The organism is Streptomyces sp. NPDC052773 (genome assembly GCF_044547145.1).
Lineage (GTDB): Bacteria > Actinomycetota > Actinomycetes > Streptomycetales > Streptomycetaceae > Streptomyces.
The window spans coordinates 383,526-399,673 of the sequence record NZ_JBITZX010000006.1 but is presented as its reverse complement, the minus strand read 5'-3'; the positions used below and the strand labels follow the sequence as shown (position 1 = coordinate 399,673).

Annotated in this window: 9 protein-coding genes; 2 read left to right on the top strand and 7 right to left on the bottom strand. The window is 68.5% G+C overall.

Features of this window, described 5'->3' with window-relative positions; all coding sequences use genetic code 11:
- Positions 1–47: 47 nt before the first annotated feature.
- The 7 genes from ACIG0D_RS16900 to ACIG0D_RS16870 all read right to left on the bottom strand — a co-directional run bounded on the left by ACIG0D_RS16900 (position 48) and on the right by ACIG0D_RS16870 (position 12,944).
- Complete coding sequence (locus ACIG0D_RS16900) at positions 48–617, bottom strand: SUKH-4 family immunity protein (RefSeq protein ID WP_399801045.1); 570 nt, start codon at positions 615–617, stop codon at positions 48–50.
- 33 nt (positions 618–650) lie between these two features.
- Complete coding sequence (locus ACIG0D_RS16895; protein ID WP_399801042.1) at positions 651–1,304, bottom strand: SUKH-4 family immunity protein; 654 nt, start codon at positions 1,302–1,304, stop codon at positions 651–653.
- A gap of 183 nt (positions 1,305–1,487) precedes the next feature.
- Positions 1,488–2,204 (bottom strand): hypothetical protein, encoded by a 717-nt coding sequence (locus ACIG0D_RS16890; RefSeq protein WP_399801039.1) that lies wholly within the window; start codon positions 2,202–2,204, stop codon positions 1,488–1,490.
- Between the two features lie 10 nt (positions 2,205–2,214).
- The gene (locus ACIG0D_RS16885) at positions 2,215–2,841 is read right to left on the bottom strand and encodes a hypothetical protein (protein WP_399801036.1); all 627 of its coding nucleotides are present in this window, start codon (positions 2,839–2,841) and stop codon (positions 2,215–2,217) included.
- Entirely contained in the window at positions 2,831–3,058 is a 228-nt protein-coding gene (locus tag ACIG0D_RS16880; RefSeq protein ID WP_399801033.1) for a hypothetical protein, read from the bottom strand. The genes ACIG0D_RS16885 and ACIG0D_RS16880 overlap by 11 nt, the downstream gene beginning before the upstream one ends.
- A gap of 74 nt (positions 3,059–3,132) precedes the next feature.
- Positions 3,133–3,726: an SUKH-4 family immunity protein gene (locus ACIG0D_RS16875; protein WP_399801257.1), complete on the bottom strand. Its 594-nt coding sequence runs from the start codon at positions 3,724–3,726 to the stop codon at positions 3,133–3,135.
- Between the two features lie 137 nt (positions 3,727–3,863).
- Entirely contained in the window at positions 3,864–12,944 is a 9,081-nt protein-coding gene (locus tag ACIG0D_RS16870) for a DNRLRE domain-containing protein (protein ID WP_399801031.1), read from the bottom strand.
- A 369-nt stretch (positions 12,945–13,313) separates the two neighbouring features.
- On the opposite strand from ACIG0D_RS16870, the gene ACIG0D_RS16865 reads away from it, so the two are divergent.
- Both ACIG0D_RS16865 and ACIG0D_RS16860 read left to right on the top strand, forming a co-directional pair.
- On the top strand, positions 13,314–13,772 hold the full coding sequence (locus ACIG0D_RS16865; protein ID WP_399801029.1) for a hypothetical protein: 459 nt from the start codon (positions 13,314–13,316) through the stop codon (positions 13,770–13,772).
- Positions 13,772–16,132, top strand: a complete 2,361-nt coding sequence (locus ACIG0D_RS16860; RefSeq protein WP_399801026.1) for an FG-GAP-like repeat-containing protein — start codon at positions 13,772–13,774, stop codon at positions 16,130–16,132. The genes ACIG0D_RS16865 and ACIG0D_RS16860 overlap by 1 nt, the downstream gene beginning before the upstream one ends.
- Positions 16,133–16,148: the final 16 nt, after the last annotated feature.

Sequence of the window (16,148 nt, the reverse complement as noted above, 5' to 3'; positions counted from 1 at the left end):
CCTCATCACTCCTTGCCGATGGCAGCCGCACGGCCCGAGCCCTTTCGTCACCAACTCCCGATGATCCCCGGCCACCAGCCGAACTTCCCGCCCTCTGCCACTTGCGGATCCAACGCGCACGCCAGCTTATGGAACCGCTCAAGACTGTCGTACAGCTGCTCATAGTCGTCCATACGCCTGAGCACAGGGATCGCGAGTCCCCATCGCCAAGCCGTCTCCACAAAAGGCCGAGCCCCGGAATTCACATAGGCGACCGGCCGGCCCGACTCGGCCGGCACAGCCACCACCTCACCCGTGCCCTCCAGCACACCGAGAGATCGCCCCCAGTAGGTACCGAGCCGGAACACCGGCCCGGCGGCGGAATCGATGACGGGGTGTTCGGAGGACTGGACGTCTCCGACCAACTGCACCCCGTGACGCCCCCCTCCAGGCTCGAAGACCGGGACGCCGAAATACCGAAGGGCCCGTTCGTCCTCCGCCCTCAGACGCCAAGAAGCCAGGTCCCCGTGCGGGAAGGACACCCCCATGGCATGGCGAGGAAGCTGCCACAACTCGCTGTGCAGAAGATCGTCGAATTCCCGCTGCGCTTCCCTCTCACTCACCGTGCCCTCCTCCACGACGTCACAGAACGACGCGGCACATGCGGTGGCTCAGTCGAACCCGCCCACCATGCCGCCCCACATCGAATCGTCGGTCGCGAGGGGGTCCATCTCGCGGAATCTCTCCCGCACGGTGCGGCAGAGACTGCGGTACGGCGCGGAAAGATCCGGCATGGGCTCCCGGGAACCGGCTGCCCGCGACTGCTTCCACGCCGCCATCTCGGCTGCGTCGACGGCCGTTTCCTGTTCCGCCAGCACAGGCGCCAGCCGGGTCCAGCGCCAGGCGAAGTCCACAAGTCGGCCGACGCTGGAATTGATCTTCTCGTCCCGGATGCCCTCCGGAGCCAGACGAGCGAGTTGCGGAATCAGTTGCCGCGACTCCGGGACGGCCAGCACGAGGCCCGAGCTTTCCAGCGCGACGATGCGCGCGCTGCCACACACCCCGAGTACATAGGCCCGTCCTCCGGGGCTCGGATATTCGGGCTGCTCGGAACACTGGAACATCCCGCCAACGCCCAGGTGGTCCTCCGTCGGGCCGAGCTTCGGAAGTCCGTGGGTGAAGAGAGAGGACTTGTCACCTTCGGGCAGATTCCACGCATGCCCGGCAGTCGGCGGAAACACCGGGGGAGGTCCGTCTGTGACGAGGTCTCTTAGATCGGCCGCGAGGATACGCGCCACTTCCGAGCTTGCTTGCCGGCTGTCCATCGCTTCTCCCCTCCTGGCCCGCCCGTGAGCGGGCGGGGTCCGGTCTGCTCGCTACCCCGCGGGCTCCGGTACGACCGCCACTGCCACCGAGGGCAGGGAGTCGTCCCCGGCGCGGGCCGTCCACACGCTGAACCCCGCCTCCGGGAAGCGGAGCGCCGCCTCTTCCGGCCGTACCGGCAGACCTCACTCCCGTGCGGCCGCGACGATTTCGCCGAGCGGCCTGCCCAGCAGCTCCATCCCCTGGTACGTCACACGCGCCGGCCCCGTGATCACCACACGCGTGGCGTGGTCCGACTGGTCGTAGCCCACCACGATCCCGCCCGCGAAGAAGTTGTCCTGCGCGGCGGGCCCCACGTCCGGCACCGACGCCATGCCCGCCCCGAGCAGCTCCCGGAGCTCCTGACGCGCCAGACCGGTGCGGACCGGGCCGAACCCGGCGTGCGGTACGACCTGGAACTCCTCGGGCAGCGGTGCGCCCGCTCCGCCTTCGAAGAACGAGATGGCGTAGTCGACGCGGGGACGGGAGGAGACAAGCACGCTCTCGAAGTCCTCCGGGGTGTCCTGGCGGGGCCGCCCCAGGGCGATGCCCAGCTCCGGCAGCACCCATTCCTTGTCGACTTCCACAGGCGCCACCCCGGCGGCCCGCAGTTCCGCGAGCACGGCCCGGTGGTCCCGGCCGATCAGCCCGACTCCTCGCAGACTGACCGGCGCGGGAAAAGCCACCTCGACCGAGTGCAGAAGATCCCGCTCGTCGTAGTTCAGCATCAGGCCCTGACGAACGTACGCATCCGTGAGCACCGGAGAGTACGCCGCCCTCCGGAGCGCCCATGCCTCCCTGACGGACCACCTGGACCGGCCGAACGCCAGCGTGGCCAGCCCTTCCAGGGGCCGAATCTCCATGCCGGTCACCTCACTGTCCCCGGGGCAGCGTCAGAAGCCGGTCGCGATAGACGTGCGCCAGGTGGAGTGACGCCTCGTCCAAGGGATCGGTGACCGTCCGGCCGACAGCACACCCGCGGACCGCCTCGAGGTCCCGGCTCCGGCGCACGGCCTCCAGGTCGGTCAACGGCGGCGCACCCTTACCCGCCGCGGGCGGGCTCATCTCCTCGACCATGTCGACGAACGAGTCCACGGCGATGAGCGCGTCGAGGCACGCCTCCTCGTTGTCCCCGTCCTCGACTCCATGCCACCCGGTGACGGCGTAATCCGCCACGTCCAGAACGTCCGTGCTCCACGCCGCGGGACCCTCGGGCTCCTCGGCGTAGTCGCCGTCCACCTTGACCAGCGCCTCGTACTCCGCACGCAGCGCCCGCGGGCCGAGGTCCGTGACCTCCTGCCGCATACGGGCCACGCAGTACGCCAGCGCCCGCCGAAGATACGGCCGGGCGTCCGGCAACGGCTCGGCGAACCGGTCCTCCTCGACGACCAGCGACAGCCGTCGCAGGGCCAGGGTCGCGAGCACCGCCCGCGCCTCGGGAGCGACCCGGCCCAGCTCGGTGCGCAGCCGCTCGTCTTCGCCAGCCGCGTCAGTGCTCACGGAACCAGTCCGATCCAGCACCGCGCAGGGCGCGGGTGAGGTAATCCCGCAGGGAGAAGGCCACACGCCACCTGCCGTCGCTTTTCCTGACGAAGGCGGAGAGATCACCGCCACCTCCGCCACCGAAAAACAACAGCGGTTGGAAAGGTACGTACAGCTCGGCTAGGCCTGCGGAGTTCCGCAGCTTCAAGTCCTTGCGAAGGATGACCGTCACCACCCACGCGATTCCATTTCACCGCATTCCACCATGAAATCCACGAAATCGATGAAGTCTCGGCACATCACAACGGATTACGAAACGCCCGAGGAGTCAAAGGGCTGGGAACCATCGGCCAGCGGTCGGAAGCCGAACTCCTGCCATGTCATCCAGTAGAGGTGTCGCCAGTAGCTTTCTGGCTGCTCGAAAGCTTCAGAGTCAGCTGCCCTGAACAGGGGAAGATACTTCGAGTAGACAGCCCACATCGATTCATCGTCGCCTGGAGAATCCTCGGATACATCACGTGCCGAGACGGCCCCGAAGAGCTCCATGTACTCGGCCCCAACCAGTTGAAGGCAATCTACGAACTGGCGAACAGACGAATTCACGAGGCGGGCCGGATGGAACTCCGTGGCGGGGTCAACCTGCACGGTGGGAGTCACGGGATGCGCACGAAAGACTCGCCCCGTTCCCCTCTCCACACCGAAACACGCATAGGCGGTGTCGGGGTTCCACCGGGAAACAACACGGCATACTTCATACAGTGGATCGAGCTCAGGGAAGTGGAGCTTCGGATCACTACCTCTTTGAATCCGAGCGGTGATCCAGAGGCCTACCATCGCCGGAATGCCCTCCAACCGGAGAACAAGCTTACAGTCGTGCGGAATGTCCCAATCGGACACTTCCACCCCTGCCAGAACCACGTCTTGGCCGCAAGAACCAGAAGCGTCTACCAAAGCAAACCTCCGTCGGAATCAGACTGCCACGGATCGAGAACGAGGGCCGAGGCATGAGAATGCCTCGGCCCCCTCCGGTCACAGGATACCTAGATACCGGACCGCCACTTGGCAGCCCTGATCAGGCCGTCCAGGATTTCCGTACTGTCCTTCATGACTTGAGCGTCGTTCACCCATGCCACCGAGTAACTCACGGGAACACCAGGGAATTCCGTGGCAACAAACGCCGCACAGTCCTGGTCCCAGGGCCCGCAGGGTGCTCGTTCTGTGTAGATCCCGGCTACATCCCCCTTCCCGTACCCGGCCTTGCCGATCGCATCAGGGAGCAGCTTCTCCGAATGGTTCGGTCCCCCCTTGCTGATCGCCCCCACGAATGTCCCATCGTTCATCTTGGCGACGGCGACGTTCCTCCCGGAAGAGAAGTTCTTGATCTTCTTCCGGAAGTCGAAGGCTCCCTTGCTCATGCCTTCGTGGCCGTACAGCTCATTCACCTGCCCGACCGGGCACGTCTCGTCGTTGTGGACGAGGACCGGCGAGTCGCCCACCAACACGTAGTACGTGTGCTGGCCCTCGACGGTGAGGTTGTGAACCTTCTGGCTGCGGTGGGCGTCGTCGACGGCGGTGATCTGGACCCAGGTACCGGATGCGGTCTGCAGCCACATGCCCGGTTCGAGGTCACCGGCCTCGGCCCATCGGCCGTAGTCGGGCAACCAGAACGGGTGGTTGGCCGTGGCCGTTATCTTGCTGGCCTTTGCCTTGCCGTCCTTGCCGTCGGGGTCGATGGTCAGGGCCACCAGGTGCTTGAGGCCGTCACCAGTGATGGTGTCGGTGACCTGACGGGCCTGGAGGCTACCGGTCTCCGGGTCGGAGGTCAGTACCCATTCGCCGACCTTGACGTCCTCGATGACCTTCGTGGACCCGTCGGCCATCAGCACCTTGGTGCCGGGGACGAAGCTGTTCTTCTTCTTGGTCCCCTTCTTGCACTCACCACCCTTCTTGGACGGCTTCTTCTGCTTGGGCTTGGCGTGCTTGGGCTTGGAGCTCTTCGGCTTGGTCGCCTTGGTGCCCTTGCCGCCCTTGCTGCCGCCCTTGACCGCGTCAACGGCCTTGGCGCCCTTCTTGGCGTACTTGGCGGCGGTCGCCGCCATGCCGATGCCCGGGACCGCCGCCGCCATGGACAGCGCCGCGTCCTCGTAGTTGCCCTCGGCCGCGTACCAGATGCCGTTGGCGACGTCGGCCGCCTCGCCGATCACCGGGACCATGCCCGCCACGTCGAGGGCCGCGTGGCCCACGTCGGACAGGGAGATGTCGATGTCGAAGAAGTGGCCGTCGATCTCGACGAAGGAGATCGGGTTGCCGCCCGCGAAGGCGTAGCGGTTGCCGGTGTACGGGTCGGTGGCCAGGGCCATGTCGTCCAGGGCGCCGCCGTACATGTCGCGGGTGAGGAAGCGGTTCAGGCCCGGGTCGTAGTTCCGGAAGCCCATGTCGTAGGTGCCCGAACCGTCGTCGTACCGCTGGGCGTTGTAGCGGTAGTTGTTGTACTGCTCCTTGTCGGGGTTGGCCGCGTCGGGCTTGTCGACGCCGGTGAACTGCTTGTCGTCGTCGGAGCCGTAGGCGGTGTAGCCGTAGGTCGCCCGGGTGGTGCCGGTGTCCTTGGTGATGGCCTCCACGTCACCCTTGGGGTGGTAGAGGAACTGCGAGTACTCCTTGGTGCCGTCGGTGCCGTGCTTGATCTGGGTGAGCTTCTGGCCCCACGGCGAGTACTGGTAGGACTTGGTCGCCTTGCCGGCGACCTCCTCCCGCAGCACCTTGTCCTCCATGCCCAGGTAGGTGAAGACGGTGGTCTTCCCGTTGGTCCCGGACGTGGTCTCCTGCGCCGTGCGGTCGAAGGCGTCGTACGCGTACGTCGTCGTCTTCGCGGACGTGCCGCTGCCGGAGGTGTACTTGGCGATCCGGTCGAAGCCGTCGTACGTGTACTTCTCCTGGACGGAGCCGTTGGAGGACACCGTGTCCAGGCGGCCGAGCGGGTCGTAGTTGTACGTCGAGGCGACACCCGCCGTCGTCGTCTTCAGCAGGCGGTTGCGGTCGTACGTGGAGTACGTGGTGACCGAGCCGACCGTCTGCTCGACGATGTTGGAGTTGCCGTCGTAGACGTACGTCTCCGTGCCGGCCGCGTCACCGGTCTTGGTGACCTTGGCGATGCGGTCCTGCGGGTCGTAGTCGAACGTCGAGACGGTGTTGAGGTACGCCGCCGCGTTGTCGGCGTTCATGACCTTCGCCGTGTCCTTGGAGCGGTTCCCGTTCGGGTCGTACTCCAGGTCGTGCTGGGCCACGACGGTGCCGGCCGAGGTCTTCTCGACCTGCTGCCTGACCGCGCCGTCGAGCCAGTAGGCGTAGTCGACGGTGTTGCCGTTCGGCTTGGTCTGCTTCAGCGGCTGACCGCGGTCGGTGTAGGTGAAGGTGGTGATCTGCTGGTTGCCGGCCGTCGGCGAGTCCGCGTTGGTGATCCGCCAGATCAGGTCGCGGACGTCGTACTCCGCCTTCGACCACGTCACGTCGTGGGTGGTGGTCAGCGGGTTGCCGTTGGCGTCGTAGGTCAGCGAGGTCGTGTTCTTGACCGTGCTGCCCAGCTTCTCCTCGACCTTGGTGAGCCGGTCGAGCTCGTCGTAGGACATCGTGTACGTGTCGGCCTTGGCCCCCGGCGAGAGGTCCTTGACCTCCGTCAGCAGGCTGTTGGCGTCGTACGTGTACGTGAAGTCCTTGCGCTCGTTGTCCGTCTCACCGGTGTTCGAGCGCACCAGCTTGATCGCGTCGGCGACCACCGTGCCGTTCGCCGCGTCGGTCAGGGTGACCTTCTGCGTGCCGGACTCGGTGAAGGTGTACGAGCCGACCGAGATCCAGGTGTCCGACCCGGTGGACTGGTTGACCGTCTTGGTCACCGTGCCCGTCGAGTGGGTGATCTGGAACTTGGCGTCGGTGGCCGCGCCGGTCACGTCGCCGTGCCGGACGAAGACCTCGTACGTGCCGTTCTGCGGGATGTTGAGCTGCCAGGTGAATGTGTCGGCGCCGGTGCCCGCGGCGTTCGTGCGGACGTCGTAGCCCCACTGGCCCATGGCCTGGGTCGCGCCCCAGCTGCCCTGGACGGCCGTGTTGTTGACGTCGGACGAGTCGACGACCACGACCTGGTTGCCCACCGGGATGCCGTCGTCGCTGCGCGACTTCTGGTTGCCCGACGGGTAGAAGTCCCACGTCATCGTCCGCTGCGAGGAGCCGCCGGCGGAGACGAGCGTGTTCTTCGTCTGCTGGCCAAGGGCGTTGTAGTCGTACTTCGTCGTGATGCCGAAGGGGTCCTCGGCCGACTTGGTCCAGCCGTTGTCGTAGTAGGTGTACTTGGTGTCGTTGCGGACCGTCTGGCCCTGCGACGGCGGCGCGGAGACCCGCTCCAGCTGACCGACCGCGTCGTAGTGGTAGTACGTGCGGTCCGGGGTGGAGTAGCGGGTGTCGTCCTTGTCGAAGGGCGACAGCACCTCCTTGACCCGGTTCAGCTCGTCGTAGACCTTCTCGGTGGTGTAGTCGGTCGGGTCGTCGGTGGTGGCGACGCCGCGCGGGCTGATCTCCTTGGTCTGGTTGCCGACCTCGTCGTACTCGAACCGGGTCGTCCGGTAGGTGATGGTGCCGGCGGCGTCCTTGGAGTGCGGGACCCTGATCTCCTTGACCAGGCCACGCCGGTCGTAGGTGGTCTCCGTGGTGTTGCCCTCGGCGTCGGTGGACCGGTCGGTCCGGCCGTCGAGGTCGTAGTGGACGGTGGTGAACTTGCCGGCCGCGTCCGTCGTCTTCACGACCCGGTGGTTCAGGTCGTAGTCGTACTGCGTGGTGAAGTCGTCGGGGTCGGCGGTGGCGTTCTTCTTCGGGTCGACGACCTTGATCAGGTTGCCGACGTTGTCGTAGTGGCTGGTGATCTTGTCGCCCTTGGCGTTGACCACCGAGACCGGCTGGTAGACCTCGTCGTAGGTGTACGTGGTCGTGTAGTCGCCGGCCGTGGTGGTCAGCGTGCCCTTGGGCTCGGTGACCGTCTTGACGTTGCCGACCTTGTCGTACGTCGTGACGGTGCGCCGCTCCGGGTCGGTGGCCACGTCCTTGGGCGTGATCACGTCGGTGACCTGGTCGGCCGCGTCGTACACCGAGGTGGTCTCGGCGCCGTTGGGCGCGTACGCCTTGGTGATGTTGTTGTTGGCGTCGTAGACCGGGGCCGGCGTGGTGATGTACACGCCCGCGGCCTGGTCCTTGGGCTGCTTCTGCTCCAGCGGGCGGCCGAAGTAGTCGTAGTCCTGGGTGACCTTGGCGCCCTTGGCGTTGATCACCTCACGGGTGTTGCCGCGCGCGTCGTAGACGAAGGTCGTGGTCGCCTGCTTGGCGTCGGTGATCTTCGTCGGGTAGCCGTGCGGGCCGTAGTCCGCGTAGGTGGTGGTGTTGCCGTTGGCGTCGGTGTCCTTCTTCGGCTGGCCGTACACGTCGTACTCGGTCGTCGACATGTAGTCGCCGGCCGTGGCGGACGCGACGCCCTCCGGGTCGGTCACGGACGTCTGGTTGCCGAACTGGTCGTAACCGAACTCCCAGACGTTGCCGAGCGGGGAGGTCTTGCGCCACAGGTCGGCGGAGTAGCCGTCGAGCCGGGTCTGGTACTCGTACTTCGTGGCGTTCGCCGGGTACTTCGCCGGGTCGCAGTAGTCGGTCTGGTTGAACGACGTCCACGTCTTGGTGACCTCGGCGTCCCACTGGCGCAGCGGGTAGCCGGTCTTCTGGTCGTAGCAGGACGCCGTCTTCGCGCCGTTGGCCTCCTCCAGGAGGGTGACGTTGTTGTCGGCGTCCCAGCCCAGCTTGGTGGTGCGCGCCTTGGCGTCGGTCAGCTGCACCGGGCGGGCGAAGTCGTCCGTCACATGGGTGGTGACGTGGTTCTCCGCGTCGGTCACCTTGGTGTCGGTGAACTTGGGGTTGGCCGTGTTCACCGCGTAGGCGAAGCCGGTGGTGTACCGCAGGCGGTCGGTGATGGTCTTGGTCCACCAGTGGTACTTGGGGTCGTCGCCGGCCTGCGGCGCGTAGTACGCCAGGTCGGTGGCGTTGCCCCGCGGGTCGGTGGCCTTGACCAGCTTGACGTTCTTGTTGCCCTGCGTCGCGTCGTAGGTGAAGCCGAAGACCTTCGGCTGGGACGAGTCGGGCCCGTCCGTCACCTTGGTCAGCAGCACCTGGTCCGAGTACTCGAAGGTGAGCTTGCGGCCCGAGATGTCGGTGATCGACTGGACGTGGTCCTCGACCTTCGGGAAGGGCGCCTCGGCCTTGTCGTAGTAGTCGATCGTCAGGGACTGCCGGCCCGCCGGGTCGGTGATGTACTTCAGGAACTTGGTCGGCTTGTTGTGCGACCGGCGCTCCTCGTACGTGAACGTCTGCGTGTTGCCGTCGTTGTCGACCGCCGACGTCAGGTAGCCGTCACAGCCGAACAGGAAACGGGTGCCGTCCGGGCGGGTGAGCGTCCAGGCGTCCGGGATGGGGTCCTTGGCCGGCTGGCAGTCCAGGCCCGCCTTCATCGTGACCTTGTAGTGGACGCCCGCGGGGGCCTTCCAGGTCCCGTCGGCCTGCTTGCGGAAGACGTGCGTGGTGCCGTCGCCGTCCGGCAGCCGGATCTCCGTCGTGTTGGCGTTCGGGTTCGGGTGGAAGTCCAGCGGGGCGCCGAGCCGGGTCGGGCCGGAGACCTGCGCGGACCAGCCGTGGCCCAGGACGGTGTCACTGGTGTCCAGCGAGTTGTACGCGAGCCGGACGAAGGTGTTCAGGCCCCGGCCCGGGTTGTTGATCGCGTTGTACTGCCAGACGCTGTTGCCGGCCGCCACGTTGTTCATCAGCGAGGAGCCGGCGCCGGTGTTCTTGCCCGCGTAGGAGTAGAACTTCTCCAGGCCGAGGGTGTTGGACGTCGGGTCCTCCACCGCCACGTTCTGCTTCAGCGGCGGGATGCCGCCGGTGCCCGCGGACAGCCAGGTGCCGTCGGAGACCTTGCGGATGTCCCAGCCGAGCACGTACTCGGTGCGCTTGCTGCCCGAGTCGGAGTTGACCGGCGTGGCGACCTTGGCCTGGATGGTGGCGGACTTGCCCGGCAGCAGCGCCGGGATGGCGGTGCGCAGCTGGTTGCCGCCGGTGGTGACGTCGGTGCCGTCGGGCAGCTTCCAGGTGTACGACAGTTCCCGCTCACCGGCCGCCCAGGCGGTCGCGGTGGTGTTGGTGACCGTGAACTCCACCGTGTAGGTCGAGTTGGGGGTCATCCGGGCGGGGGTGCGCGGCGCGTAGTACGTGTCCTCGGTGGTCGAGTCGACGTAGATGACCTGGATGTACGGGCGCAGCTGCGGGTCGGCGGCCTCGGCGGACAGGAACAGGGTGTGCTCCTGCGGGCCGGTGGACGACTCGTCCTTCAGCCGGACCGCGACGCCCTTGTTGCTGCTGGGCGTCTTCACCCAGGACTGGGTCAGGCCCGTGGCGTCCCACCAGTGGCGGCCGACGTCGGAGACACTGGCGACCGTGTCGGAGACGGTCGCGGACAGGTCGCCGCCGGGCGTGGTCCAGGAGGTGGTGGCGTTGGCCTTGTTCCAGGTGGCGCTCGCCGCGTCGAAGTCGCGGGTCATGCCGTGCAGCTCGTAGATCGCGCCGTCGGAGCCGGTGGTGGTCTCCGCGCCCCACATGTACATCTTCGAGTCCAGGACCGTGGCGGTCGTGGGGATCGAGGTGGTGGGGAACTTCAGCAGCGCGCGGGTCTTGCCGTAGGTGGGCGAGTCGTTGCCGACCTCCAGCCAGGTCTGCCGGGTGTTGGTCAGCGGCTCGGTCAGTCCGGGGCCGTAGTTGGTGTCCGGCTTGGCGGAGGAGAGCGTGGTGTCGGTGACCCCGCCCTGCGCGCCCTGGATGATCTTCATCGTCCGGCCGGCCTTGGGGATGCCCACCACGCGCGTCGGCGAGCCGAGCAGCTGCCCGTCCTTGGTCTTGACGGCCAGCTGGTAGTAGTACGACTTGCCGATCTCGCTCGCCGAGGAGTCCGGCGTCGGGACGGCGGTGGTGTCGGTGTACGTGGTCGCCGACTTGTCGATCGGCGCGACCAGCGTGGCCGCGGACGGGGTGAACGCCTGCTGCGTGGAGCGGTGCAGCTGGTACTCGACGATGTCCAGGTCCGGGTCGCCGGTGGTGTTGCTGTACGCCTTCCAGCTCAGCTCCGGGCCGGTGGAGTGGACGACGGTCGGCGAGTTCAGGGTGGTGCCGACCTTGCCGTACGTCACCGTCAGCCGCGGGATCGTCGAGGTCTCGCCGCCGTAGTCGCCGTCACCCGACTCGTAGCGGGGCCCGCCCACCGGGGTGGAGGTGGAGGTGTCGTTCTGGGCCTGGATGACGAAGCCGTAGTTCGTCGCCGTGCCCGAGAGCCACTTCTGGACGGTGTCGGTGACCGGGAACTTGTGCCACTGGCTGTGCTCGCCCGCGTTCTTGACGATCTGCGCCGGGTTCACCAGGCGCAGCGCGTCGGCGATGTTGCGGGTGGTGGAGCTGCCGGTGTCACCGAGGACGATCTTCCCGGCGGTGCCCTTCCTGAAGTAGTACTGCGTACTGCTCAGGGCCTTCCACGCGGCGGTCGTCCCGGACTGGTTCACGGTGTGGTTGGCCGTGCCGTCGCGGTGCGTGATCGTGTACGGGGCGGCCGTGGCACCGTCCGAGGCGGGCGGGAAGCGCCCCTCGACGCGGTACGAGGCCTCCTCGTTGATCTTCGGCTGCCAGGTGTACGTCTCGCCGGTGGCGGTGTTCTTGTTGTACGCGTAGTCGTCGTTGACCGCCGCGCCGCCGGTCGTCGTGGCGCGCGGCCACTCGCCGACCGCCGCGGTGCCGGTGTCGCCGTCGTCGATCTGGACGGTGGTGCCGGACAGCTCGCCGACCAGGCCGGTGGTGCTGTTCCAGGTGGCGCCGGTCTCGGTCCACGACTGGGTGGCCCGGCGCACCTCCATGGTGACGTTGTTGGTCTCCCCGGCGTGGACCTGGTCGAAGTACATCTCCAGGCGTGCCGAGTCGATCGTGGTGCCCGAGGGGATCTCGTCCAGCGGGAAGTAGATCAGCGAGCGGGAGATGCCGCCGGTGCCGGTGCGGCCGGCCGACAGCTTCCAGCTGGTGGCGTAGTTGGTCGTCGGGTACTCCGACAGGACCATGGTGTCCTGGGCGCTGGACGGGCTCGGCGCGATGGTGATGGTCGGGTCGATCTTCACCGGGTAGCGGCGGTCCTCGGACGCCAGCCACTTCGCGCTCGGGGTGACGGTGAGCTTCCAGTTCTTCCCGTCACGGGTCAGCTTCTGGGTGACCGCGGTGGAGTACGTGCCGCCGGTGGGCGAGTGCGGGACCTTCGCGGCGTCCGTCATGTGCGGCGCCGGGATCACAATGACCGGGGTGTGCGGCAGTTCGCCGTACAGCTCGATCGCGCCGTCCTTGCGCGCCTTCGGGGTCAGCCCGTCGGTGTCCAGGGTGAAGGTGTAGCTGACCGGGCCGGAGGGGGGCTCGGTCAGGACGATGTTCTCCTTCACCTGGCCGCGGCCGACCGTGTACTCGAGGTCGGCGTCGCCGACGGCGTCCTTGTAGGTGACCGTCGCGCCCTTGGCGGCGGGGGTCAGCCTGCGGTCGGCGCCGTCGAGGCCGAGGGTGACGGCACGGCCGTCGGGTGCCGTGAAGCGCAGCAGCTTGCTGCTATGGTCGCCGAACCAACTCCGGCCGGTGTTGGTGGTGTTGGAGAACTCGAAGCCCTTGGCGTCGGTCTTCTCCACCGAGGTGTCGATGGTCTTCCAGACCTTGCCGTCCCGGTACGACAGCGGCTCGGCCGACAGCTCGGCCTCGATCCGTCCGTCGGACAGCTGCCAGAAGCGCGCGGTCTCGGTGCGCTTGCCCTTGAGTTCCCTGACCCGCTCGGCGGGCGGCAGCACCTTGCCCTTGGGCAGTTTCTGCCGGCTGGGTATCTCCAGCCTGCCGCCGACCGGCGGCTTGTCGTCGCCCTCGTCGTCCTCGTCGTCCACGCCGAACCAGCCGGCGATCGTGTCGACGACGCCCTTGTCGTCATCGTCCGACGCCGTCGCCGGTGTGGCGTACGCGAGCTGGGGCAGCGCGGTGCTCATCACCGCCGAAACGACAAGGCAGGAGATGAGTCTCCCGTATCGGACTTTCACGTCCAATGCCCTTTCCGTCATACGGCGCGACCGTTCCCGAATCGACTCCGAATACGGGCACGCCAAACCGCCGACCGGGAATTCCCGACCGGCAAACGGCCTGTCTAATCAGACGCAGAAGCGCAGGTCAAGCGCCTGGACAAAAGGAGCAAGGGGCTCCGCATCGGAGCATCACGCCGCATTCCAGGAATGAATTCGCACCATTTGTCCAGCCACTGGAAAAGCCAGCCTGCCATGCGCTATAACCACCCGGCTCACCATCGGGTATTCACCTCCGAATCACCTGATCCGGCGGAATGACGGAGAAAGTCCAGGCCCATGTCAGCAACCGAAACCAAGAAAGCGGGCGGCGATCGCGGCGCCCTCGTCGTCGGCGGCACCGTGCTGGCCGCCTGCCTCGGTCTCGTCCTGTTCGGCGTGTTCGGCGGCTTCGGCGGCGAGGAGGAGAAGCCGGAGCGGAAGGTGCCCACCGCGGCGGTGACCTACGAGGTCACCGGCAAGGGCCGCGTCGAGGTCAGCTACCTCGCGCGCAGCGAGGAGGGCCGGGCCACCGTCGAGAAGAACGTCGAGCTGCCCTGGAAGAAGACCGTCCGGGTCCCGCTCGGCCAGCCCCCCACCGTGAACATCGTCCTGGACGGCAAGGGCGGTGAGGCCCGGTGCGCCCTCGCCATCCGCGGCCGGCACGTGCAGACCGCCACCGCCTTCGGCACCTACGGACGCGCCACCTGCTCGGGCGAACTGCCCGCGCCCGAGACCACGGAAGAGGCCGCCTCCTGATGCGTCTGCTGCTCCGCACCGCCGTCGCCACCGCCCTGGCGCTCGGCGCCATCGGTCTGATCGCCCCCGCCGAGCGGGCGCACGCCGCGCCCACCGGCACCGTCCACACCATCGACGTCCCCGGCGCCGACCCCCTGCACCGGGCCGTGTCCCCGCGCACCACCCGGCCGTTCAGCATGATCGGCATCACCTGGGACGACCCGCACGCCACCCTGCGCGGCACCGCCGAGGTGCGCACCCGCTCCGCCGAGACCGGCGAGTGGAGCGGCTGGCAGGCCCTCGACACCGATGTCCGCACCCCCGAGACGGGCCCCGACCACGACCGGTCCGGGGTGCGCGGCGGTACCCAGCCGCTGTGGACCGGCCCGTCGGACGGCGTGCAGGTCCGGGTGTCCGGCAAGGCACTGCCGCGCGGGCTGCGGGTGGAACTCGTGGACCCGGACGGCGGCACCGCGTCCCCGGAACGGGACACGGACTCGGGCGCGCTGCGCACCACCGCCGCCGAACCGACCGCCGCTCCCCGGCCCGCCGTCACCCCGCGCTCCGGCTGGGGCGCCGACGAGTCGATGGTCCAGGACCCGCCGACCTACACCACCGACACCAAGGCGGTGTTCGTCCACCACACCGCGGGCACCAGCGACTACACCTGTGCCGAGTCGGCGTCGATCGTGCGCGGCATCTTCACGTACCACGTGCAGAGCAACGGCTGGAACGACATCGGCTACCACTTCCTCGTCGACAAGTGCGGCACCGTCTTCGAGGGCCGCGCGGGCGGCATCGACAAGCCCGTCCTCGGCGCGCACACCTACGGCTTCAACACCGACACCAGCAGCATCTCGGTGCTCGGCGACTACAACACGGCGACCACCAACACCGCGGTGCGCGAGTCGGTCGCGAAGGTCGCCGCCTGGAAGCTCGGCCTGTACGGCGTCAACCCGTCCGGCACGGTGGTGCTGACCGCCGCCGCCGACAACGGCAAGTACACCGCGGGCCAGAAGGTCACCCTGAACCGGATCTCGGGCCACCGCGACGGCTACCCCACCGAGTGCCCCGGCAGGAACCTGTACGCCGACCTGCCCGCGATCCGCACCCTCGCCGCGAACGCCAACAAGCCCGCCGCGTCCGGTGACGTCAACCGCGAGGGCCACGCGGACCTCGCCGTCGGCGTCCCGCGCGCCAACCAGGTGTCCGTGGTGCCCGGGGCCACGCCCGGCCCCTACGGCGCGAACAAGCAGGTCGTCACCCAGGAGAGCACCGGCGTGCCCGGCAGCACCGAGGCGGGCGACGCGTTCGGCGCCGCCACCGCCTACGGCGACCTGGACGCCGACCGCGACGCCGACCTCGCGATCGGCGCACCCGGCGAGGGCGCTACCGACGCGGGCGCGGTGACCCTGCTCGACGGCACCGTCAACGCGCTCGCCCCGAGGGCCGCGGCCGTCTCCCCGGGCGTGGCCGGTGAGCGGTTCGGCGCGGCCCTCGCGAGCGGCGACTTCGACGGGGACGGCGACGCCGACCTCGCCGCGGTGGCCCCGGGCGGCGGACGCGCCTACCCGGTCGACGGCCGCACCGGCGCCCTCGGCACCCCGCTCGCCCTCGCCGACGGCCCGGTCGAGGACCCGGCCGCGGCGGCCGGCGACTTCGACCGGGACGGCTATACCGACCTGGCCGTCACCTTCCGCACCGCGGACGGCGCCACGCCGCTGGTGGTGGCGCGCGGCTCGGCGGCCGGACTGACGGCACCGACCGCGCTCCCGGGCACCGGGGGCCGCTCGCTCGCCACCGGCGACCTGAACGGCGACGGCTACGCCGACCTGGCCGTCGGCCGCCCCGCCGCCGGGGAGGTCGGCACCTTCCACGGCTCCGCCGACGGCCTGACCGGCACCGGCGCCGTCCTCACCCAGGGGACCGGCACCGAGGCGGGCGACGGCCTCGGCACCTCGGTCGCCGTCGGGGACACCGACGGCGACGGCTACGCCGACGTCCTCGCGGGCGCTCCCGGCGAGGACCTGACCGTCGCCGGGACCGAGCAGGCCGACGCGGGCGCGGTCACCCTGTTCCGCGGCGGCGCGGGCGGCGCGACCGAGGCCGGTGCGGCCACCTGGCACACCGACCTGGCGGGCGTGCCGGGCGCGGCCGAGGCGGGCGACCGGCTCGGCTCGGCGGTCGCCCTGGCCGACGTCACCGGCGACGGCCACGCCGACCTCGGCATCGGCTCCTCCGGCGAGAACGCGGGCGACGGGACCGTGCTCACCCTGAACAGCGGGCCGGCGGGCGTGATCGCCGCGAGCGGCCTGTACTTCGGTCCGGGCACCCTCGCCGTACCGGCCGGGCAGGGCATCGGGGACGTGCTGGCCCCGTAGCCCGCGCCGCTCGGAA